The 21,753-nt window shown below is 41.7% G+C and carries 19 protein-coding genes and 1 pseudogene; 15 read left to right on the forward strand and 5 right to left on the reverse strand.

The genetic code is table 11. From position 1 onward, the window contains the following. Nucleotides 1–45 precede the first annotated feature (45 nt). The gene (locus AC5590_RS14855) at nt 46–2,031 is read right to left on the reverse strand and encodes a CASTOR/POLLUX-related putative ion channel (RefSeq protein WP_211178373.1); all 1,986 of its coding nucleotides are present in this window, start codon (nt 2,029–2,031) and stop codon (nt 46–48) included. Between the two features lie 444 nt (nt 2,032–2,475). Between AC5590_RS14855 and AC5590_RS14860 the strand changes: the two genes are divergently transcribed. From AC5590_RS14860 to AC5590_RS14885, 6 genes are all read left to right on the forward strand, one after another. After that, nucleotides 2,476–3,198, forward strand: coding sequence for a tetratricopeptide repeat protein (locus AC5590_RS14860; RefSeq protein ID WP_169264379.1), 723 nt, complete (start codon nt 2,476–2,478; stop codon nt 3,196–3,198). Nucleotides 3,199–3,572: 374 nt separating this feature from the next. Beyond that, the gene (locus AC5590_RS14865) at nt 3,573–4,283 is read left to right on the forward strand and encodes a tetratricopeptide repeat protein (protein WP_169264380.1); all 711 of its coding nucleotides are present in this window, start codon (nt 3,573–3,575) and stop codon (nt 4,281–4,283) included. Nucleotides 4,284–4,333: 50 nt separating this feature from the next. Next, entirely contained in the window at nt 4,334–5,029 is a 696-nt protein-coding gene (locus AC5590_RS14870) for a hypothetical protein (protein WP_169264381.1), read from the forward strand. Then, nucleotides 5,026–7,926 (forward strand): CAAX protease, encoded by a 2,901-nt coding sequence (locus AC5590_RS14875; protein WP_169264382.1) that lies wholly within the window; start codon nt 5,026–5,028, stop codon nt 7,924–7,926. Before AC5590_RS14870 ends, AC5590_RS14875 begins: the two co-directional genes overlap by 4 nt. Before the next feature lie 138 nt (nt 7,927–8,064). Beyond that, nucleotides 8,065–8,658: a MarC family protein gene (locus tag AC5590_RS14880; protein WP_169264383.1), complete on the forward strand. Its 594-nt coding sequence runs from the start codon at nt 8,065–8,067 to the stop codon at nt 8,656–8,658. Nucleotides 8,659–8,733: 75 nt separating this feature from the next. Further along, nucleotides 8,734–9,024 (forward strand): nucleotidyltransferase family protein, encoded by a 291-nt coding sequence (locus AC5590_RS14885; protein ID WP_169264384.1) that lies wholly within the window; start codon nt 8,734–8,736, stop codon nt 9,022–9,024. A gap of 193 nt (nt 9,025–9,217) precedes the next feature. Here the strand turns inward: AC5590_RS14885 and AC5590_RS14890 are convergent, their stop codons facing one another. The 3 genes from AC5590_RS14890 to AC5590_RS14900 are packed head-to-tail and all read right to left on the reverse strand — an operon-like array spanning nt 9,218 to nt 10,234. Continuing rightward, nucleotides 9,218–9,436: a toxin-antitoxin system HicB family antitoxin gene (locus AC5590_RS14890; protein ID WP_169264385.1), complete on the reverse strand. Its 219-nt coding sequence runs from the start codon at nt 9,434–9,436 to the stop codon at nt 9,218–9,220. 6 nt (nt 9,437–9,442) lie between these two features. After that, nucleotides 9,443–9,865 (reverse strand): putative toxin-antitoxin system toxin component, PIN family, encoded by a 423-nt coding sequence (locus AC5590_RS14895; RefSeq protein ID WP_169264386.1) that lies wholly within the window; start codon nt 9,863–9,865, stop codon nt 9,443–9,445. Nucleotides 9,866–9,913: 48 nt separating this feature from the next. Continuing rightward, complete coding sequence (locus AC5590_RS14900; protein ID WP_246163124.1) at nt 9,914–10,234, reverse strand: prevent-host-death protein; 321 nt, start codon at nt 10,232–10,234, stop codon at nt 9,914–9,916. 458 nt (nt 10,235–10,692) lie between these two features. On the opposite strand from AC5590_RS14900, the gene AC5590_RS14905 reads away from it, so the two are divergent. The 3 genes from AC5590_RS14905 to AC5590_RS14915 all read left to right on the forward strand — a co-directional run bounded on the left by AC5590_RS14905 (nt 10,693) and on the right by AC5590_RS14915 (nt 13,467). Next, nucleotides 10,693–11,202, forward strand: coding sequence for an SET domain-containing protein (locus AC5590_RS14905; protein WP_246163126.1), 510 nt, complete (start codon nt 10,693–10,695; stop codon nt 11,200–11,202). 345 nt (nt 11,203–11,547) lie between these two features. Beyond that, complete coding sequence (locus AC5590_RS14910) at nt 11,548–12,429, forward strand: DMT family transporter (protein ID WP_169264387.1); 882 nt, start codon at nt 11,548–11,550, stop codon at nt 12,427–12,429. A gap of 249 nt (nt 12,430–12,678) precedes the next feature. After that, complete coding sequence (locus AC5590_RS14915) at nt 12,679–13,467, forward strand: HalD/BesD family halogenase (RefSeq protein ID WP_169264388.1); 789 nt, start codon at nt 12,679–12,681, stop codon at nt 13,465–13,467. Between the two features lie 89 nt (nt 13,468–13,556). Here the strand turns inward: AC5590_RS14915 and AC5590_RS14920 are convergent, their stop codons facing one another. Beyond that, complete coding sequence (locus AC5590_RS14920; protein ID WP_169264389.1) at nt 13,557–15,149, reverse strand: helix-turn-helix domain-containing protein; 1,593 nt, start codon at nt 15,147–15,149, stop codon at nt 13,557–13,559. A gap of 450 nt (nt 15,150–15,599) precedes the next feature. Here AC5590_RS14920 and fdxB point away from each other — a divergent pair. The 6 genes and pseudogenes from fdxB to AC5590_RS14950 all read left to right on the forward strand — a co-directional run bounded on the left by fdxB (nt 15,600) and on the right by AC5590_RS14950 (nt 21,735). Further along, nucleotides 15,600–15,890, forward strand: a pseudogene (gene fdxB, locus AC5590_RS14925) (ferredoxin III, nif-specific). A gap of 738 nt (nt 15,891–16,628) precedes the next feature. Next, nucleotides 16,629–17,630, forward strand: coding sequence for a cytochrome c oxidase subunit II (locus tag AC5590_RS14930; protein WP_169264390.1), 1,002 nt, complete (start codon nt 16,629–16,631; stop codon nt 17,628–17,630). A 120-nt stretch (nt 17,631–17,750) separates the two neighbouring features. Next, nucleotides 17,751–19,439, forward strand: coding sequence for a cytochrome c oxidase subunit I (ctaD, locus tag AC5590_RS14935; protein WP_169264391.1), 1,689 nt, complete (start codon nt 17,751–17,753; stop codon nt 19,437–19,439). A gap of 347 nt (nt 19,440–19,786) precedes the next feature. Next, complete coding sequence (locus tag AC5590_RS14940; protein WP_169264392.1) at nt 19,787–20,380, forward strand: cytochrome c oxidase subunit 3; 594 nt, start codon at nt 19,787–19,789, stop codon at nt 20,378–20,380. 61 nt (nt 20,381–20,441) lie between these two features. After that, nucleotides 20,442–20,927, forward strand: a complete 486-nt coding sequence (locus tag AC5590_RS14945) for a hypothetical protein (RefSeq protein ID WP_169264393.1) — start codon at nt 20,442–20,444, stop codon at nt 20,925–20,927. Nucleotides 20,928–21,123: 196 nt separating this feature from the next. Next, nucleotides 21,124–21,735: a cysteine dioxygenase family protein gene (locus tag AC5590_RS14950; protein WP_169264394.1), complete on the forward strand. Its 612-nt coding sequence runs from the start codon at nt 21,124–21,126 to the stop codon at nt 21,733–21,735. The last annotated feature ends 18 nt before the right edge of the window (nt 21,736–21,753 follow it).

A 21,753-nucleotide genomic window follows, 5' to 3' on the forward strand; every position in this document is an offset into this window, starting at 1 on the left:
AAACTTCTTCGGAAGTTGAATTCATAAAAACATAAAATTAGCTTCTCATGTTTCATCCTCAGCTAAAGTAATCAGTGCATCATCAAAAGTCAAATTTAGTGGCTTATCTAAACTTGGTACTAAGTCAATCCCAAAATTTTGATTTTTATTTTGAGCTAGTGCGCTAATTTTTACACCAAGACACAATTCGTCACGTTCTTGTGCAGCTTTTACACAGTCAGCGAAAGTCAACCTACCAAGTTCTTTGCTTGAGAAGTAAAGCGATATCGGCTTGATATACAGTTCACTCCCGTCTACTGAAAACAAATCCTCATAGATTGACATCACACTAGGCTCTTGAGATACCTGAGCGAGAATTTTAGAAACAAATTGGTTAGTAAGGATAAAGTCTTTAACACCTGCTTTAATGACTAGATCGGTGTCTTGTGAGTCAATTATTTCTGCAATTAATTCGGTGGTGACTTGGTTTTTGGTTTCGGCGGTATATTCTCGGAAAATTTGCCGCAGTTCTAACAAAATGGTGAGGGTTTTAGCATCAATTTCTTCTGAGTTTTCTCCTCTACCTGCCAAAATTGAGATGCTGTTATATTCATACGGTTTGAGGCGAAGAAGCTGCTCAACTGAGTCTAGATTAACTTGCAGAGCATCCATCTTAATGTCTGAGTAACTTTCGGCAATAATATCAAATTCAGCTTTCACTTGTGATGTTAAATCTTGTACCACCAGATTAACCTCGGAACCTGAAATTAGATATTTAGCATATTCACTTAGGGTAATAGGAGTTTTGCCATTCCAACCAATAATAAGATGTTTTTCAGGTTTTCGCTCTAGGGTTTTGCAACAGTCACCATAGTTAAAATTATTAGGTTGCACGACAGGTTGTGAATGAAACTGGATACTTGAGTCATCTTCTGCCAGAATGATAACTTCATCACTTTCAAGTAACTGGTAATCTTTGCTTGGTTTTATTGTTAAGGTGGCATTTGCATGACGCAGACCTATGGCTATACCATTTGAAAAATGAAATGGTAATTCACCGAAATTCAGGCTATGCCAGCCTTTTTCTGGACGATAAAAATAGAATTCGTTACCTTCAAAACCCACTAAGTTTAAGTAAACTGCCGCTAGTCCTACACTCCGCGAAGTCTGAACTAAAATCCGAGCCAAAATATCAGCTTCATTCAGAGTGGTAACTGCTCCTGGAGCAATATTTTCCGCGAGTCGCCGATATTGGTGCGAGTGTAATTCTACAACAATAGATGGCAGGGAGTCCTCTTCGTTAGCTGCCAACACTGCCAAGACTGCTTTGACAACCCGTGCATCTGCTAAAGTCTTCACTTCATCAGGATCTGAAGTTTTGGCATCATTCAAAATGATTACCGATTTAGCAACTTTTATTCCAACTTTATTTAATTCATTTAAATTAGTGATTGATCCATTACGAGTCACCACTCGTGTGGTTTTAAGCTCGCCAAGATTATTTCTCAGGAAATTATCCATCTCCTCTTTCTCTTGTTTAGAGAGGATAACAACTACTGCATCTGGTTCTGATTCATTACCAACTACTAACTCTTGAATAATATCTATAACTCTGTCGGTAAAGCCTAGAATAAGTGTATGATTTTCTTCTATAACTGGACTTTGACCCTGACGCAATATCTGAAGTCTTGATTCAAATTCTTGGGTAATGAAAGCTACTAGGCTGGAGAACAAAACTAAACCAAGAAAAATTGTGATCACACCAATAATCTTAGTCGCTAAATTGGCATTGTCTCCTGTGTCTCTAAGCCCAATAAGCTGTACAAATACCTCCCAATATAACTCTGAACTACTTTCTATATCTTTGTTGGGAAACAACAATTCAGATATATAACGAACAATTGTCATGACAACAAAAGTTCCAAAAAATAAGGACAACAATGCCAGAAATACTGACAATCCCCCCTTAGACATAAAATTGTCGAAATTGTACTGTAGGCGCTTCTGCCAAGAAACTTGATTTTTAAAATCTCTGTTAGTATTGCTAGTCAATTTTACTCCTAACCTTTATCAGTAATTGTTAGTAATTGGTAATCGGTAATTGGATGAGGTATGAGTCATTACCTATTACCACATTAGCAGTTACCAAATACTTATCGCGTGCAATCAATACGTGTTAATTATACTTCAACTGAGTTGAACGACTTTCTCGCGAAGCGAGCTATTTTTATCTACAGTATGATATTTGCGATCCGATCGCCTTTAAGCACCTTATTACCCAAAGTTTCTACTTTGAGTCCGCCTGTTGCCGGAGGAATAAGCTTGGCAAAACAAGGGCGATGCTTCACATATAGACCAAAGATATTTTATTAAGGACTAATTTTTGAAAGTGGAAATTTTAGGTAAAATGTTCTCAACGGCATATGCTCACTCTACTTGATGCTGAATGTGCTTCCCTAAAACCATTAACGATAAATTATTCAGGTAATGTGCGTTATGAACCTGAAAAGTCTAACTTATTCGGTATTTGCTAAACCTCTTATTTTTATAATACTGGGGTTTTTATCTGTTATTGATACATTACCATTAGTACTAGCCGATACTACAGAACCGCCAAAAAATCATACTGATTCTGTTATTACTGACCATAGCCTCTCAGCGTTACCCCAGAGTCCTAGAAGATTACAGACCAATTTTATACTAGCACAAATAGGCGATCGGGACGATCAAGAGCGATCGCGCCTCATTCAAGAAGCAAATGTTTTGTATGGTCAGGGGAACTTTGCAGCTGCAGAGGAAAATTTACGCAAGTTGATTAAGAAATTTCCTAAAGATGCTTTTGCACACTATCAACTAGGGAATGTCCTTTATCAACAAGAGAAAGCTGAAGAAGCAATTGGTGAATACAAACAAGCAATTCGTTTGAATTCAAGCTATGCTCTTGCTCATAATGCGATGGGCATTGCTCTTGCTAGCCAAACTCGCTGGGAAGAAGCTATTGCAGAGTTTCAAAAAGCACTAAAAATTAACCCAGAATATGCTGACGCACTAGCAAGTTTAGGACAAGTGCTGTGGCAAAAAGGTAACCGAAATGAGGCGTTAACATCTGTGAACAAAGCTTTGAATATTTTTAAGGCACAAAATAGACCTGATAAAGTTTACCAAGTTCAACAGCTTTTACAAAAGATGAAAACAACCGAAGATCCTTCTGTGTCGTAAAAAAACTCTTTGGCGCAGATGCCAAAGAGCTTGAGAATAAGACTTGCTAGAGTTTTATAGGCGCAGCAAATTCAAATTATGCTTTGTCTACATCAAACAACTGGACTCTAGACTAGTCTTTTTTGCAGAACAACCAGCGAGTGCAAGCTTATATCATGTCCGGATAAACACTTATAACAAACGAGGTACCTCACCCCTTCCCCTCTCCTTATGAAGGGGATGGAGGTACTGAGCTTCGCTGAACGTCTGAACGGGAACAGGGAATAAGAATGTACAAATGTACTTTGTTTTTAAGCGCAGAGCGCAGGCACTTTCACACAAATGAAATAGGACTGCTATAACTGATAACTGATAACTGATAAAGGAAACTGAATATGAAGGTGTTGAAACCAGCAAAAGTAAAGATAACCAGTGGAATTTGTGCATCTCTATTCTTGACTTTTGCCCTCGGTACACCTTTAGCCAGTGCAGCCAATACCGCTGGTGACTATCGACAATTAGGGCTTTTGTATCGTCAACAAGGACGGCTACCTGAAGCTATTACCGCAATGCAAAAATCTGTGGAACTCGAACCCAAAAATCTTATGGGACGAGTTAATTTGGGTTGGACATTGCATTTAGCAGGAAAAGAACAACAAGCAGCACAATCTTTATGGCAAGCAATATATCAAAAGCCTACCTTTGTTCCTGCGTACAATGCTTTGGGAATTGTCTATCTGGTTGATAGCAACTTAACAGCAGCAGTTCTAGTTCATACTTTGGCAGCAATTCTCAAGCCAGATAATGAAATTGCCTATTTTAACTTAAGTTTAGCGTTGGATAGATTACAAATTTATAACTTAGCTATTCTAACTGCCAACCGTGCTGCTATTCTTGAACCAAATAATCCTCACCCTTTAGTTGCGAGTGCGATCGCCTATTGGGATAATGGTGCTCAAAATACCGCCAAAAAAGTTTATACCAAAGCCATTTACCTAGATTCCCGGTATAGCGATAGAACTTTTTTGGTTAATCTCAAGCAAGCCGCTTTTAGTCAAGACCAAATAAAAAAAACAGAGTTAATACTGAATTTTAAGGTGAATTAACATACACTATAACAGCTAAAACAGTTATAAGCTTTTTTATGCCATTTGCCATGACACAAACTGCCCTCGACAGGTTTTGGGAGCTTGCAGGTGGGGCGATCGCCCTCAACCCGCAAGCCTTTGATCTGATTCAAACCCTACCCCAAGCTTCACTAGCAGCGTTATACATTATACTCGTTGCTGGGTTTTCTCAAGCTGTAGGTCAGGGGACGGTACTATTCATTAACCGAGTCAGACCACTTCGCTTTCTTCTGAGTCTATTCATTTCATCTGTGTTATTTGTATTCACCGTGTTATTTTGGGGTTTAAGTACATGGCTGGTGAGCTTTATACTATTTCATGCTAATATCCCCTATAACATCGTGTGGTCTACATTAGGATTCGCTTACGCACCGCTGATATTGAGTTTTTTAGTGGCATTGCCTTATTTGGGTGTGGCAATTCAAGTCTTGCTTTCTATTTGGACACTGTTAATATTTGTCATGGGCTTGCGTGTCGCCATTGGTATTGGTACTTGGCAAGCGCTGTGGTGCGGTGTGTTGGGATGGGTTGTCTTTCAGATTGTGCAGCGCACTATTGGACGACCAGTTGCAATACTTGGCAAGTGGCTGTCTAACACAGTGGCGGGAACACACTTGGTGACAGATATGCAAGGAGTAGAACAACTTCTGCAAGCGGGACCGCAGATATTACGTAGAATCAACCAAAATAAAGCAGGTGATAAAGGAGACAATACAAGAGTATGAATGTGAAGCGAGTCAGCATATTTTTAGGAATTGTTTTCATTGCCGTACTTTGTACTGTACTCTTTCCGGAACTGAGTCATCTGTGGTTAGGTTGGTACAACGCTTTGGGAGGTGCGTTAAAACTAACAGTTGATTTGTTACAAATTAGTTTTATAGCCATCCTCTTTGCTGGACTCCTAGCACCCCTCGAAGCGTTGGGTTGGTGGGCTGGTTGGTATGGTGATAAAGTTGATACTAAACTCAACCTAGGAATATTAGAACAACAAATCCCACCGCAAACAAATGTTGTTCGTTATGTTATTTACCTTGATGGGATTGGTCAAGCCTCATTCAAGTACTTCCCAGATGGCGATCAGTTTTTGCATGAGTTAGCGATCGCTTTACCAGATAATATGGTGCTCATTAAAGGAATCATCCCTTATTCAGTCTTCAATCGACCACTGACCGAAGGTGGAATACTCTCGCCCTTTTGGCGCTTCGCTGAACGACGCAGTCAATCCAAGAATGGTGGTATCTTCAATGCTTTGCTCGCCTTAGCGATTAATATTCGCAATTTGCTTGTTGTTGCGGTTTCTGCTGACCAGCGCTTCGGACCAATTTATAATCAAGGTACAGCGCAGGTTATGTACAATAGCCTGATTAACCACGGTTACAAACCCGGTAGCGCAGTCCCAATTACACTGATTGGTTTCAGCGGTGGTGGACAGATAGCAATGGGAGCACTTTCTTATCTCAAGCAAGCACTAGACAAGGCACCCATTGAGGTCATTTCTTTAGCTGGCGTCATCAGTGGAAATACTAATGCACTATTAGCAGAACATCTTTACCATCTCGTGGGTGACAAAGACCCAGTTGAGCGCTTAGGTCCGATTTTGTTTCCAAAACGGTGGAAAGTCTTCTTCTTATCCTACTGGAACCGTGCCAAACGGCTAGGTAAAATCAGTTTTGTTTCACTCGGTCCAGTCGGTCATATGGGCGCGGGTGGTCCTTTAGATGCCAATAAATTCTTAAGTGATGGTCGCAGCTATCTGCGTCAAACAGTTGACATCATATCAGGAATTTTGCGAGACGAGTATCCCTACAATGAAGAACTCGTGATCACAAAGCTTAGCAATTACGAACGGTATCGAGAAGCTGCGTTTAATCGACCAGAATACTATCCTTTTAATCAGTCGGTCAACACAGAATTTTATGAACCAATCGCGCCTTGGATGGGAAGACTAATTTTACCGCCTCAAGATCAACGTGCTAATGGTGTTCTGTTTGAAGTGCATCACGCAGATGCGAAACACAAACATCTGGTAGGACAAGTCGTGTATTTGCAATGGATTGACGATCCTGAATCAAAAGTATCGGTTCAGTCAACCAAAAAGGATGTTCACTTCAACGCGGAAGCACTATACAACTACACACGGGGGAAAATTGTTCCGATTCGGATAAATCACTGGCGTCAGGTGACACCATTGGAGTCGCTGGCTGGTTCAAGACCGAATGATGATATAGTCGTGAAGCTGCGCGAGCCGATTGTGATCGAACAGAATGGGAAAATCACCCTTTCCATTATCAGTGAACCGGTGCAGATTTCTGGACGCTTTTACGGATTAGTCAAGTTTTTGCAGCCCATCCAGCCAGGAAGTGAACAGTTCCGAGTTATACATTTCAATCGTGCTTCCCGTAAGTTTAACTCTGTTGAGGAAGTCGTGCTTTTGCCTGAGGTGATTCCTTCTGAGCAAAATATTTCTTCATCAACCAAGCATGGTCTGGAAAAGTCTCCCCTGAACGAGACAGGCTGGTATATTTACGGTGCAAAAAACGCTGCCGGAATGTTTGTTGTGCAGGCGATCGCCCCCCGTGCTTTGTTGCGAGTCCAACCCCGAGAGGTGGTTGTTGGCAGAAAACTAGCGATGGAATTTCTCAAGAAACGCTCGTGGAATAATATCACCACAAAGAAAGGACAAATACAATCTGTGCTTTTGAATCGCAAGAGTAAAGATATTCCGCAAGCAGTGTCCAAATGGCGTGAAGGTGAGTGTGCTTTGCTTCTACACGTTTATGGCGGTATTGGCGGCAAAAAACGAGAAATCGCAGCGAAAGGCCCTGTTTACTTTGGTCATTCTGCGTATGGGGTGGCAGAAGTGGTGCGCGAACCCCTGACAGGAGAGTTACGCTTTGAGATTGAGTATCACCAAGTTTATTGTCACAACGTTGATGGGCTGATTGCAGGAACGCTTTCTTGGACTCGTTATATGGGCGATCGCCAGTTTGGTTGGTTAGGAATTCGCCCCGTTTGCGATACGCTGATAAAATTAGATGCTCTGACAAATGACTACGATGCCGATGAAGTCAAGCGTACACTCTTGGGAGTTTTGGTGCGTGAGTTGGAAATCATGACAGCGCGTTACCGGATTGGAGATGGGATGGGTGCAACTTATGTTGGTGCTGCAAACAACTGTGCTCAAGATTCTAACCAGGCCTTATATGCAGCGATTAAAGTTATTCAGGCTGCCATTCAATTCGATGCTAAAGATATTGCGTATGCGATCAAAAATAATCCAGAGTTTAAAAACTGGTTACTTCGTCATCCCGAATATGCGACTAGTTTTAAGCAGTTGGTGAAGTTAGACAAAGCTATCAGACATGATCTGTTACCCTTTGGGATAGCACGAGCTGACTGGGAGGACTCTTCTACTACAAGTATAGGCAGTTCTCTTGCGGACAGTCCTCTACAACAAATCTTGAAAGCTTTGGTGAGTTGGCGAAGCATTTTACCACGAAAAGCGAATGATAGCGTGACTGAGATATTTCATAAACAGGGAGCGTGTTTATGGATACTTAGCACTAGCCAGGTAGGTAACTCAGATCCGGAGATTGCGGCGATCGCTCCTGTTACCTTTTAAGATTTTACTATTTCTTTGGCTTCACCAGCATCGATCATAACTCATATCATCTGGCTTTTGGTTTCACCTATTTAGTTATAGGAAACTAAAGCCGATTTGGGGTAATTTTTTAGAACAACTAATAAATTATGATCTGCTGTGAATATCTCGATTCTCGTAAAAACCTTTATTGCTGTCTTTGTTCTTGCAGATGCAGTTGGTAACATACCAATACTTTTGGTTCTTACTAAAGGCATGGAACCAGACAGCAGAAGCAGAGTTATAGATAAAGCCATAGTCGTAGCTATAGCAGTGCTTTTACTTTTTGCCTTTGGTGGTCAATTTATATTACGTTACTTGGACGTCAGCTTGGGGTCTTTGCGAGTTGCTGGGGGGCTACTGCTGTTGTTGATTGCTTTACAAATGCTTCAAGGAGACTTAGATACACCCGTTATTGATCAAGAACGTGATGTTGCAATTACTCCTCTTGCCTTGCCACTGCTAGCTGGACCAGGTACTCTGACAACAGTCATGCTCTTGATGTCGGAATCTCCCAGTCCACATCTTAGCGTTATCGTGGGTATTGTCGCGGCAATGTTTGTCACTTGGTTGATTTTGCGTTTGGGGAGTGGTATCGACAAGTGGATTGGCGTGGAAGGAGAAGTCATTATCACCCAGCTTTTGGGTTTTTTACTAGCAGCACTTGCAGTGGAAATTGGCAGTACTGGAATTAAGGAGTTGTTTTTCACTTAGTGAACTGCCCAGCAATACAGCTGGTGCTATCCTACAAGCAGAAAATGCTGATTTCAGTACTTGGGGAGAAAAAGAATGAAGCGCGATGAGGTTTTGGCAATTGTCGCAGCTCATCGGAAGCAGTTGCAAGCAATGGGGGTGAAGTCTTTAGAATTGTTTGGTTCGGTGGCACGGGATGAAGCTGATCCAGATAGTGATGTAGACTTTCTGGTAGAGTTTGATCGCCCAGTGGGATTGTTTGAATTTATTCAGGTGCGACTCTATTTAGAGGATGTTTTGGGGTGTTCGGTAGATATGGGAACGCAGGATGCTTTGAGGGAACATTTAAGAGAACCTGTTCTTAAGGATGTGATTCGTGCTCTTTAGAGACTGGTGGCTTCGTATTTAAGATGCAGAGCTTCTACGCACTTTTGGTGATTAGGTTCAAACAAGACCATTTTCCAACTGAAATTTGAGAATATTCTACAATAGGCGTTCTGCCAAAGGCAGAAGCGTTGCAAGAGCGTCTTGTAGAAAAGCTATCGCCTCATGTTAGTGTTTATATCATCGCCTAAAAGCTTTATTCTGTCAGACTATCAAGTTTAGCCAGTATTTTTAAGCCTTCTTCTGGATTGCCCGTCGCAGCCATTGCTTTAAATCTTGTATTGGTATCAAATTCGGCTATTGCTATGGTGGAAAGTTCTTCAATCAGCTTATTAACACTTATGCCTTTGGTTTGAGCAAGTTCTTTCAACCTATGATGCTTATCGTCTGGTAAACGAATAGTTAAAGTTGCCATTTTTGTTTAACTCCTAATAATTTCTTCGGGTTTTAATATTGATAAGCTAGGAAATAACAATTCAGCGTTTTGGAAATCTTTTACATTGTGAGTAGCAATAATTTGAGCATTACCCGCAACTGCTAATTCAATTAAGTGATTGTCAGCTTCGTCTTTTAAATTAGGTCGCCATAAATAGTAAATAGAAATCCATTTACTGACACTCATAAATGATGCAAGTAAAGTAGAAATTTCTTCACTAGTTAAAGGGCATTTGGCGGCAATTTCTGTTCGCTGAATGACTGACTCATACTCAGAAAATAAAGCATTTCCCATCAAAGGCTGATATTCACCTTTCAAGCAGCGTCGAATGAGTTCTCTGCTAGAGCCTTTAGAGCTAATCAGCGCACTAATAAAAACGCTGGTATCAACTACAATTTTAATTGCCATGTTATTATGATAGCATATACGCTATCACAAAACTTCGAGTCAAAAGACTTAAAAGCGATACGCCCTTGGCGTCTGCGCTCTGCGCAATCGCACGCTTCGCAACTTTGTCAAATAATTGTTGCGGTCGCTTCGTGCTGGTATTTCTAAAGTATAATTTTCTTCGCTACATAATTGCTGAAGTTCTTTAAAGACTGGAGCTAGAGATGTTTTCGCAGTTTTTTGCCGCCAGTTTAAAAATTCTTTAAAAAGCTCAGGATCTACAATTGCAGCCACTAATTCCTCTTGAGTATAAATTAGCTGAGGTTCAAGACTTGTAGCATTAATTATTAAAGGAAGCTGTTTTTTGGCTTCTTCAAGTGTCCATTTCATTGTAAAAACCTCCAAGTTTTGGAAGTATTGAATATAAAGGCTGTTCTCAAGTTAGCTTATTTTCCCAAGCGATACGCTAAGGGCGTCTGCGACTATGCGCGATTGCCCAAGGGGCAGTGGCAAAGCCAATCGCACTCTGAACAACTGTGTCTGATCAGCGATGTAAGCGCGACAAGAAGTAGAGCTTTTACGCACTTTTGATGATGGGATTGATGTGGGCGTTCTGCCACTATGCAGCAGCGAAGCGTTAGGTGAGGGGAAAGAAAACAAACCGCCTTAGCGCAGCGTGTCCGCAGGACATAGACGAGGACACTTCCGTGCGCACAGAAGTCTGAGGGTAATCTTAGACTACCGAAGGGAGTAGTTGAATTCCGAGTGCGTACAATCTTCCCTTTTTAGGACAATCGTGCCTGAAAGAACGGTAGACTAATAATGACGGAACGTTGGGATAAATCAACTTGGAAACACAAAGAACTGCCTCGTTTGTAGACAGCAACCATTTGCTGCTTGCACGCGATCAAGATCTGTTTGAGGTTGTTGGACAAAGAAACTTAAATAGAACAGCGATCGCAACACGTGAAATTAAGGAGGGCGAGGTCATCTATGACATCTTGCCTTACTTATCCAAAACAGATGCAGATTTTTTAAGTGTTCAGATTAGCACTCAAGAACATATTCTTGATCAGCTACTAGAAGCCATGAATCATTCTTGTTCTCCGACAACATTTGTAGATGTTCATCGGATGCAAGTGATTGCTGCAAGGGACATCTCGGTAGGAGAGGAGTTAACCTTCTTTTACCCTTCAACAGAATGGGAAATGGATAGACCATTTCAATGTCAATGTCAGTCTCCTCAATGCATTGGTTTTGTGGCTGGAGCTAAAAACTTATCAATTAGTCAAATGATTCAATTTCAACTTAATCTCCATATCAAAGGCTTGATAAAACATTCGTTGAATCTTGACTGAGAAAAAGACCAACTATTAATAATGGAACTTCCAAATATGTCGAGTAACAGATTATTTGGGTTTTTTCCCACTTTTAGTGATGAATGGGCGTGATTGCCAATTTATGCAACGTGGATTCTAAATTTCAGAGAACCTGAAATACCCAATTACTAAAATTGGATAACAGCTTAATTAATTTGTGATTCGACAATTGCGTTATGTGTGATACATATAGCGTCAAGCCACAGGCTTATTGCCACTTATAAGGACAATACACTTAGTGGGGTTATCCCAAAAAATTGCGTACCTCCCGCAGCAGATTTCGGCTGGATAGCTACAACCTAAGAGAATCCAATCAATTTATTTATGCAAACCGAAAACGCCTTGCACGTTAAAGGAATAATACTGCTGATTTTTATTAATTTAGTTGGGGCTACGACTTTCCCATTGACTAAAGATATAGTTAGTGATCTTTCACCAAGTGCATTGATCGCCACACGCTTTGTGTTAGCAGCAGTGTTTTTTGCCGTAAACTTACGGAGTCTCAACGCGCTTTTGCTTCGCGATGGTCTGATTTTAGGACTTTTATTCTTCCTCTACTTAGCTACCGAAACAATTGCACTTCAAACCATACCAGCAAACCGAGCAGTATTTATTGCCAGTCTGAGCGCACTCATTGTACCTCTGCTGGGATGGCTAAGCGGTCAGCGCGTGCTGCTGAGAACTTTCCTTGCTGCTGGACTCGCTGCGATCGGTATTGGGGTGATGTTTTGGGAAGGGGGAGAGTTAGGAATTGGCGATTTGTTGATGTTTAGTGGTGCTGTTGTTTATGCACTCTATACACTGTTCATAGAGCGAGTCACCTCACACCACCCTACTTTATCACTCACTAGTGTCCAACTGTTGTTCATTGGAGGGCTAGGGGCACTCTGGAGTAACTCGCAAGTCCTCAACCAATTTGAGGCAATAAGCCAGCACTGGAGAGCGATTGTTTACCTAGCGCTGGTGGCAACTGCTGCTGTCATCTGGCTTCAAACTTTGGTACAGCGCTGGATTTCAGCTTCCGAAACAGCCTTACTCTACACAATAGAGCCAGTGTTCTCGGCAATCTTCTCGTTTTGGCTACTTGACGAGCATCTTGGAATACGCGGTATAATTGGGGCGATTTTTGTCTTAGCTGCAGTGGTTTTAAGTCAAAGCGCTCAGAAGGGCGAGCCAGATATCGAAGTTAAGATACAGAGCAGCTAACCGATTGTTACCTTGTTGGTTATCTTAAATACTCGATGAACCTGATGTTAAAGAATCTTGCTATTAACTTTTTTGGAACTGTGTTTGGTGTCTCTAATATATCGCCTGATTTTTTACAAAAATATAAACTAAACAAGTATATTGAACTACTGCTCTAGCTGTAGAACAGCAACCTATAAACTACATAAAGCCACTAGAGAGCCGATCCGAAGCAATCTTCAAAATTCTACATTTAAGGAACAAACAATTATGCTGTCTAGCACTACCGCATTGCAAAGTTCAGAGGTAAAACGCTCTTTAATTATGAATCTCCTTTCTGAGAAATACAGTCAGGAGAAGATTCTCGTTGAACTGCAACAGGAGTTTGCTTGCAAGGGCTATGTCAAACTACCTAGCCTACTCAATAGTGAGGCGTTTTCCTTTCTTCAAGCAGAAGTCAAGAGGTTGGAACAATTTGTAACTAAGAGAAACTTTACGATGCCTGGTTACGAGACACCTCGTCTGATGAGTATTCTTGGAGGGAGAAGAATACTACAAGAGTCTCTAACATTATGGAGCCTGTACTCGAATTACGAAGTAGTCAAACTCATCCAAGCGATCATAGGAGGTAAGATTTACCCTTGTCTTCATGGAGATGAGTTTATGATAATGAACTGTCTGCTTTCTAATCAGGCAACTCACGGATGGCATCTAGATGATACAGCATATGTTCTCACATTAATTTTTGAAGCTCCTCCTGTGGAGAATGGCGGCTTGGTAGAGTTCGTACAAGGTTGGCGTGAGTGGTGTTCCAGTATTGGAGCTGCTCCTGAAGAAAAAATTAAGCCTGCTGTTGAAAAGGCTAGAGCAGAAAATCTTATTCAGGTGAAACACCATCTCCCAGGAGATGCATACTTACTTCGCGCCGATCAATGTCTTCATAGAGTGACAGAACTTGTCAGGGAAAACATCTGTCGTGTAGCAGTAAGCCTAGCCTATGAAGCAACACCTGATCCAAAATATGGATTCACAGCAACCAGACTCTACAGTGAAATTTGATAGTAGTGCTATATTTAAGCACAGCAATGCTGTGCCCCTACGACAGATGTGGTTCAAATAAATGAAAACTGCTGTAAAATCAAAAATCCCTATCCAGCAATTCCCAGCACTTTCCTTAGCACCACTTGGTCTTCTGACTTGGCTTTGAGGCGACCATTTTCCAAATCTCGAATCCAACTTTGGCTTTTACCTGCCATTTTCGCCAATTCTCTTTGGGAAAGCTTGAGATTTTTCCTTGCTTGCAAAATCTGTTCGCCTAGCAGATACCCTGCTGTGGTTTTTGATTTTGTTCGATTTTTTGTTGTGCGCTGCTTTTTTTGAGATGTAGTGGTTTGTTGCTCCCAGTCTGGAGGGAGTGTAAATGACAGAATCCGGGCATTCATTAACATGTTCCACTTGCCACGGGGAGCTGTATCCGTTAGGCTTGTCTTTGCGCTGCCGTCCTTAATCCAAAACTCTAAGGCATCATCTGGATCTTCAGGAATATCGACCAATTTCGCCCATAACGGTTGAATCGCTGCTGGGTATGTCACCGGATCGAAAGCTGGTTTGATACCATAGTGATTGAGGACTTCCAAATCGTTTTCAAAAGTTCGTAGCAGTCGCTTGCGTTCTTCTCGTTTTCTGCAAGCAAGCGTGACTTTCTCTTCACCGTAAGCAACACGCAGCAAGGTGGGAACTGTAATCCGCTGTTCTTTACCCATTTTAGTTTTGAACAACAACCACAGCATCAGTCGCGCTGCTCCTTCGTGTTGCTGCCAAATACTCATCACAGTCGTTAACAGGGATTTGGGCAAGCTACCATATTGATAAAATGTGGTTTGTTCTTTGCATCCTTGTTTGTTTAGGAAATACTGCGCCCATATACCTGCTTTGACTTTAAAAGTGAGTCCAACCAAATATTTGCACCCCAAGTCATCTTCTTGAAAGTGATGGTGAGTTTCTACTAAGTGCCACAAACGGCTTCCTTCCACTGAAAATCCCCTAATTCGACCTTGTTGGGGCCAATTAAGCGAGGTGATCAGCGAGCAAGTTTGCTGCACCAAGTTTTTCATTAAAGTCAATTTAGTAGCTTTGCTCAAGTCTTTGCGTTTCTCTAGCCCTAAATATTTCTCAATTTGGCGATCGTCGATGGTGAAGACTTGCTCCCAAGGCTGATCTAAAGCTGTTGCATGAGCTGCAAAAATCAAAGGCATACAAGTTGCTCTGATATCGAGCTTCTCGACAACTCCTAATTCTGTTGCGAGTTCGCTTGCATTGCTTGGTTCGGTGATGTGAAATGCGATCGCCCCTCGCCCGTGGTTCACTTGTCGGCTATAACACGCCTTTCCGTATTCATCAATTTCCCAAGGTAGTGAAGAACGCTGTGCGAGTACATTGCAAGCCTCCCAGATAGCAATTGCCGATGCAAATGGGTTGCTCTTACCGTTGGCAAATAAATCTGGGCTAGTAGCATCTCTGATATCAACTTTACATCTGCCTCTTTTCGCTTGCATGGGGATGGGCAAATCAATGGGACAACTAGCTACACATTGGGGTTTGGAATAATAGCCTTCGCAGTTGTTACATAGACTTGGGTCGATCCAGTATTCATTGTTCTCTAATTTTATTGCACCAGTAGGACATTGGGGACGGCAGTTGTCACATCCAACGCAACTGTTGTTAGGAATTGTATAAGACATAAGGCTTTTTCCTACTTTAATCGTTGAGATGTCTGGCTCAAGTCTCCCTGGATGTGTCCTCTTCATTGACTACTCACTACTGACTCACTACCACATTATTTTTCCGACAATAAGAAATTTTGCTTGCCGTACTACTTAACCACATCCTTATTTCGCGTATCCCATTGGAAGCTATTTAAGGCTTGTAACCAGAGCCTAATTTTTAATATTTCTTACTATTTAATATTTCATAAATATTTATTTCGGTTTGTTACTAATGAGCGAAACATGAGCTTATGGAGCTTATATATCAGAAGTCATTAAATATTTATTGGAAATGAGATTTTTTTTAAATTGTTATTGAATAACAAGTCTTCATTTGTTGTTTATTTCAAAGCGGATTCAAATTTGTAAGAACTTCTCACAACATTACAGTCAAACAGATGTGTAACGATAGCAGAACGGAACTTCATGGCAACGCTAACAGGATTAACATTTGGTGGTAAAACTTGGACACCCAAATTCGTTCAGGAAATTGACAAAGAAAAATGTATCTGCTGTGGTAGATGTTTTAAAATCTGCGGTCACAATGTACTGTTGTTAAAGGCAATGAACGAAGAAGGAGAATTTGTCGATGATGAGGATGATGAAATTTAAAATTAAGTCATGACAGTTGCTAATCCAGATAACTGCTTCGGTTGTGAAGCTTGTGCCAGAATTTGTTCCAAGAACTGCTATACTCACTCCGCATTGAATAACTAGAGTTTTTGGGTTGTTCAGAAATTGGTTCAAAAGTTGCTGTTTAACCCTCCGGGTATCTCCTCACAAGACGCGCCTTTGAACGCCACTTTGCCAAACTCCTAAACACAGACATTGGGCATACGACACAAAGTGTCAAGGCGGCAAGTGGCTCACAAAAGTTTTAGATTTAGGTATCTAGAGAACAACTTCTCACTTTAGTAGCAAGGTAACGAGAGGGAAATATTTAAAGTTACAGGAACGTAAGAGTAAAAAGTTCAGAGCAAACAAATCCGTAAATCTTAAAGTGTAAGCTGTTAACAAATAAAAATTTGCTGCTTAGATAGGCTAAAGAATCACCAAGACTCTGATCGACCTCCTCTACAACTCAATTATCTGAAAGTGCAAAGCCTTGTACTTTAAGTTGAGAGATAGTTTTCCGTTTTTTGGGGGAATAAAAGAATTAAAAAATCTTAAAATTCCCCCGAGTTTTCCCTAAAAAACATAGAAAATAAATGTGGTGAATCAGCTAATTGTGCCATGAGGATCATTAGTCATTAATTACTAGTCATTAAAACTAAACAAATGATAAATGACAAGAAACACATGACTAAAGATGCTACTAGCAATTAGCTATGTAAGCAAGAGACACAACTACTCTGTTTTCTCGCTCTTACCATATATCAAGAGCACAGGATGCGGTGTACTGAGGTAAAACCCAGAAAATTACACCTTCAATGACGTTTTACCGACCAGGTATTTATGCAACAAATTCCTGTTTCACTATGGACCCTACTTGCTGGGATAGTAGTTACAGTTCTCAGCATTTGGGTTGGACAAAACCACAGTCTACTACCGATACAAGCATCGCAACAAGCGCCTTTGGTAGACGGTTTTTTTAACGTTATGCTTTCTATTGCCACCGCTCTGTTTTTGGTGGTAGAAGGAACCATTGTGATTTTTTTGGTTAAGTATCGTCACCGTCCAGGAGATGATACAGATGGCGTGCATGTTGAAGGCAACTTACCACTAGAAGTTTTTTGGACGGCTGTCCCATCTATTATCGTCCTCTGCTTAGGAATCTACAGCGTTGATGTTTTTAACCGCATGGGAGGGTTTGAAGTGGGGAGTCATCCTCATATGCCCCATTCCCCAGCTCATGTTGCCCAAATGCCAGGAAGTGCCATTGCTGCTACTCTAAGTGATGCCTCACTCGATGAGTCAGAAATCCCTTCCCCTGCACCAATCCCTAAAATTGGTATTGGCGCAACTCCCACAGAGCTAGGTAAACCAGCCGATTTGGTTGTCAACGTCACCGGAATGCAGTTTGCTTGGCTGTTCGACTACCCCGAAAGTGGAGTGAATACTGGAGAATTACACGTTCCAGTTGGTGCTGACGTGCTACTCAACATTTCTGCAACGGATGTGATTCACTCGTTTTGGGTGCCACAATTCCGGCTCAAGCAAGATGCCATTCCTGGTATTCCAACACAACTGCGATTTGTCGCCACCAAACCAGGTACATATCCAGTAGTTTGTACTGAACTTTGCGGCGGCTACCACGGCTCAATGAGAGCACAAGTTGTTGTTGACACGCCCCAAGAGTTTGAAAGCTGGCTCTCTGAAAACCGCATTGCCCAACAGCAAGACATGCAAAAAGCGGTTGCTAGCAATCCGGCAGACTTATCCACATCAGAGTTTCTTGCTCCCCACGCGCAAGAAATGGGAGTCACATCTGCAACTCTGGCTCAAATTCAAAAATAGCTGTAAGGAGTCAGAAGTCACAAATCAGGAGTCAGGAGTCAATAATTATTATTCTCCCTACCTCCCCACCTCCTCATCGCCTCATCAGCTTAAACGAGCAAACTAAATGTTTAGCAGCTTATGACCCAAGTAGAACTTCCACGTAACACTCCACCCGAAGACAATCCATCTGGTAATCAGACGGTTGTCCAAAAACATCCCAAGGCGTGGAAATGGTACGATTACTTCACATTCAATACTGACCACAAGGTTATTGGTCTCCAATACCTGGTTACGGCATTTGTGTTTTATCTGATTGGTGGACTCATGGCTGTTGTCATGCGTGCTGAACTGGCGACACCAGATGCAGATTTAATTGACCCTAACCTGTATAACGCCTTCATGACCAATCACGGGACGATCATGATTTTCTTATGGATCGTACCCAGTGCAATTGGTGGATTTGGTAACTATCTAGTGCCATTGATGATTGGTGCTAGGGATATGGCTTTTCCCAAGCTGAATGCGATCGCCTTTTGGTTAAACCCACCCGCTGGCTTACTGCTAGCAGCTAGCTTCATCTTCGGTGGCTCGCAATCTGGTTGGACAGCTTACCCACCCCTAAGCTTAGTCACAGCTAACACCGCTCAAAGCCTGTGGATACTTGCCATTGTCTTGGTAGGAACATCCTCAATTTTGGGTTCGCTGAACTTTGTCATCACCATCTGGAAGATGAAAGTTCCCAGTATGAAATGGGATCAATTGCCCTTGTTCTGCTGGGCAATTATGGCAACCTCCGTGCTCGCACTTCTCTCCACACCTGTGTTAGCAGCGGGGTTAGTGTTGCTGTTGTTTGACATCAATTTTGGGACATCGTTCTTTAAACCAGATGCAGGCGGTAACGTTGTTATTTACCAACACTTATTCTGGTTCTATTCCCATCCGGCAGTTTATCTGATGATTCTGCCTATCTTCGGCATCATGTCCGAGGTGATTCCGGTTCACGCGCGTAAGTCAATCTTTGGGTATAAGGCGATCGCCTATTCCAGTTTGGCAATCTGCGTCGTGGGTTTGTTCGTCTGGGTACACCACATGTTTACCAGCGGTACACCTGGTTGGATGCGGATGTTCTTCACTATCTCCACCCTAATTGTTGCCGTTCCCACTGGCGTGAAGATTTTCGGCTGGGTAGCAACCCTTTGGGGCGGTAAAATTCGCTTCACAACTGCCATGCTCTTCGCCCTTGGCTTGTTGTCGATGTTTGTCATGGGTGGCTTAAGCGGCGTGACAATGGGAACAGCCCCCTTTGATATGCACGTCCACGACACCTATTATGTGGTGGGGCACTTCCACTACGTCTTGTTTGGTGGTTCCGTGTTTGGTATCTACTCCGGAATCTATCACTGGTTCCCGAAAATGACCGGACGAATGGTGAATGAAACCTTAGGTCGTATTCACTTTATCCTCACCTTCATTGGCACAAATCTCACCTTCCTACCCATGCACGAGTTGGGTTTACAAGGAATGCCCCGACGAGTTGCAATGTATGATCCGCAATTTGTCAGCCTGAATCAGATTTGTACCATTGGTGCTTATGTCTTGGCGGTCTCAGTGATTCCGTTTACCATCAACATTCTCTGGAGTTGGGTTGCTGGAGCAAAAGCAGGTGATAATCCTTGGAATGCTCTGACTTTAGAATGGACAACCAGCTCACCACCACTGATTGAAAACTGGGAAGAATTGCCCGTCGTTACTCACGGTCCCTACGACTACGGCTTGAACCATAGTCTTGAGGTACAGCCATCTGCTGCAACTCAGGTCGGTGCTTAGTACACAATTGCCAGGGCTTAAAATCCCTGGCTGATAACAAAAGCTTACCAACTCAGATCTTGCACCACTATCAATAACGCTATTTTTGTAGGGGAGCCAGTGCGTTGGACGGGTTTCCCGGCTTGAAGCATCTGGCGTTGGGCACTGCCTACCAACATTAAAATGAGGGTTTGCGATTTTGATGGGCAGTGCCCACCCTACGTTTGTTGAGAATGGTGCAAGTTATCAACCAAGGTGGTTTTGGGTCCATTTTAATGGACTTGGGCTATAAGCCCGGAACTTCAGTTCTGGGCGAGTAAGGGGTCTTCGCTTCACCCGTTTTGACACATACTCACAGCGCAGACGATATGACTATAGCAACATCGACGAGTACAGAACATCATCACGAAGAACATCCAGATTTACGAGTCTTGGGACTGTTAGTGTTCCTCGCCTCTGAATCTCTGATGTTTGGTGGATTTTTTGCCAGTTATTTATTCTTTCGAGGCATTACCGAAGTTTGGCCTCCAGAAGGAACCGAAGTAGAGTTATTGTTGCCTGCAATTAACACTATCATTCTGGTTTCCAGCAGTTTTGTGATTCACTTGGGTGATACAGCAATCAAAAAGAATGATGTCCAAGGTATGCAGAAGTGGTACAAAATCACCGCTATCATGGGCGCAATTTTCTTAGTCGGTCAGGTAATTGAGTATCTCAGTTTAGGATACGGCTTGACGACCAATGTCTTTTCCAACTGTTTTTACTTAATGACTGGATTCCACGGTTTGCACGTTCTTGTCGGAGTGTTATTAATTTTGGGTGTGGTATGGCGTTCCCGCCGTCCCGGTCACTATTCTGACACCAAACACACTGGCATTGCAATGGCAGAAATTTATTGGCACTTTGTAGACATCATTTGGATTGTTCTTTTCACCCTGTTGTACATTCTCACCAGGTTTTAAATTGAGAGTCGGGAATAGGAAATTGGTAATACCTATTCCCCATTCCTAAAGGAGAAGTCTTATGCAAGTTGATACCGAAAAATTTTCATGGTTTGAGGTTCCAGAGGACATCAAACAGTTGTTAATATTGGCTGCCGAACATTGGGAAAATACTTCCGAATCAGAAAATTATATTAACCAAGCTTTAGCAAAAACGCAAGAGAGCACTGATGTCTTAGTGGCAGCATATAGATACTTTTTCTATAAAAATAACTATCACATGGCGTGGCGAACAGCAGTTAAAGTTCTAGAAAAAGTTAAAATATCAGAGCATTTACCTGAGGATTGGCAGCAACTTAAGCAAATATTAATCACTCGTCAAGAAGAACAAAATATTAGATTATATCTAACTGCTTATGCAGCTTCTGGACTGGTCTTGGCAAAACTAGGAGATATAGAAAAAGCTAAAGAAATCAGTGCGAAAGTCAAGGAAGTAGATAAAAAAAATGAATTTGGAGGAAGTATTGTACACAATATTTTGACACGTCCAGTCGAAGAAGATGAATAAATTATGTAAGAATTCAGGAGTTAGCAGTAATTAACCCAATCTAAAATCTAAAATCTCAATTTTTGTACCCCAATAGCTACAATCACTTGATTCATGCTGTATTCTGGATTCCCCGATCCAGAATTATTACTAAATAATAAGTTATCAAGTTTTAAGTTGATGCTCAATATATCATTGATTATACGGTCTAAAACATATGAAAGGAAGGGATTGGCTTGTTACTGAAGACGGGCAGTATCAAACCTGTCAATCTGTCAGACCATGGGACTTACTCAGAGAGAATTATCGCTTTTATCGATTCCTGACTGAAGTAGAAGATGCTCTCAGTAATACTGAAGATCAAACCAGTCATCTTCCAGAAATTCGGATGTTAGTCAGGCGGTTAATTGTTAACTCGTACTGGGTACAAAGTCGATATTTAGAGCCTTCTTCTAAAACAGGAGTTTCTGTTGTTCTTCTTTATGATGAGTTAGGTTTTCCTTTTACTGTACAAACGGTAACATTTGCGCCAGGAACGTTATCAACTATTCACAATCATGGAACTTGGGGTATTGTCGCTGTGTTAAAAGGAGAAGAAAAAAATACATTTTGGCAGCGAACCCCTAATTCAGAATTTCAGGATAAAATTGAACGAACAGGAGAATTAACTTTATTTCCAGGGGATATAATTAGCTTGACTCCTGATGCAATTCACAGCGTGGAGGCAGTGGGTTCTCAACCAACTGTAACCTTCAATATTTATGGTGAAACTCGTATGCAAGATCGTTTTGAATTTGATACAGTGAGCCATACGGCGAAGAATTTTTAATCTTTTAATTTCTCTGCG

The organism is Brasilonema octagenarum UFV-OR1, from assembly GCF_963888615.1.
GTDB classification, from domain to species: Bacteria; Cyanobacteriota; Cyanobacteriia; order Cyanobacteriales; family Nostocaceae; genus Brasilonema; species Brasilonema sennae.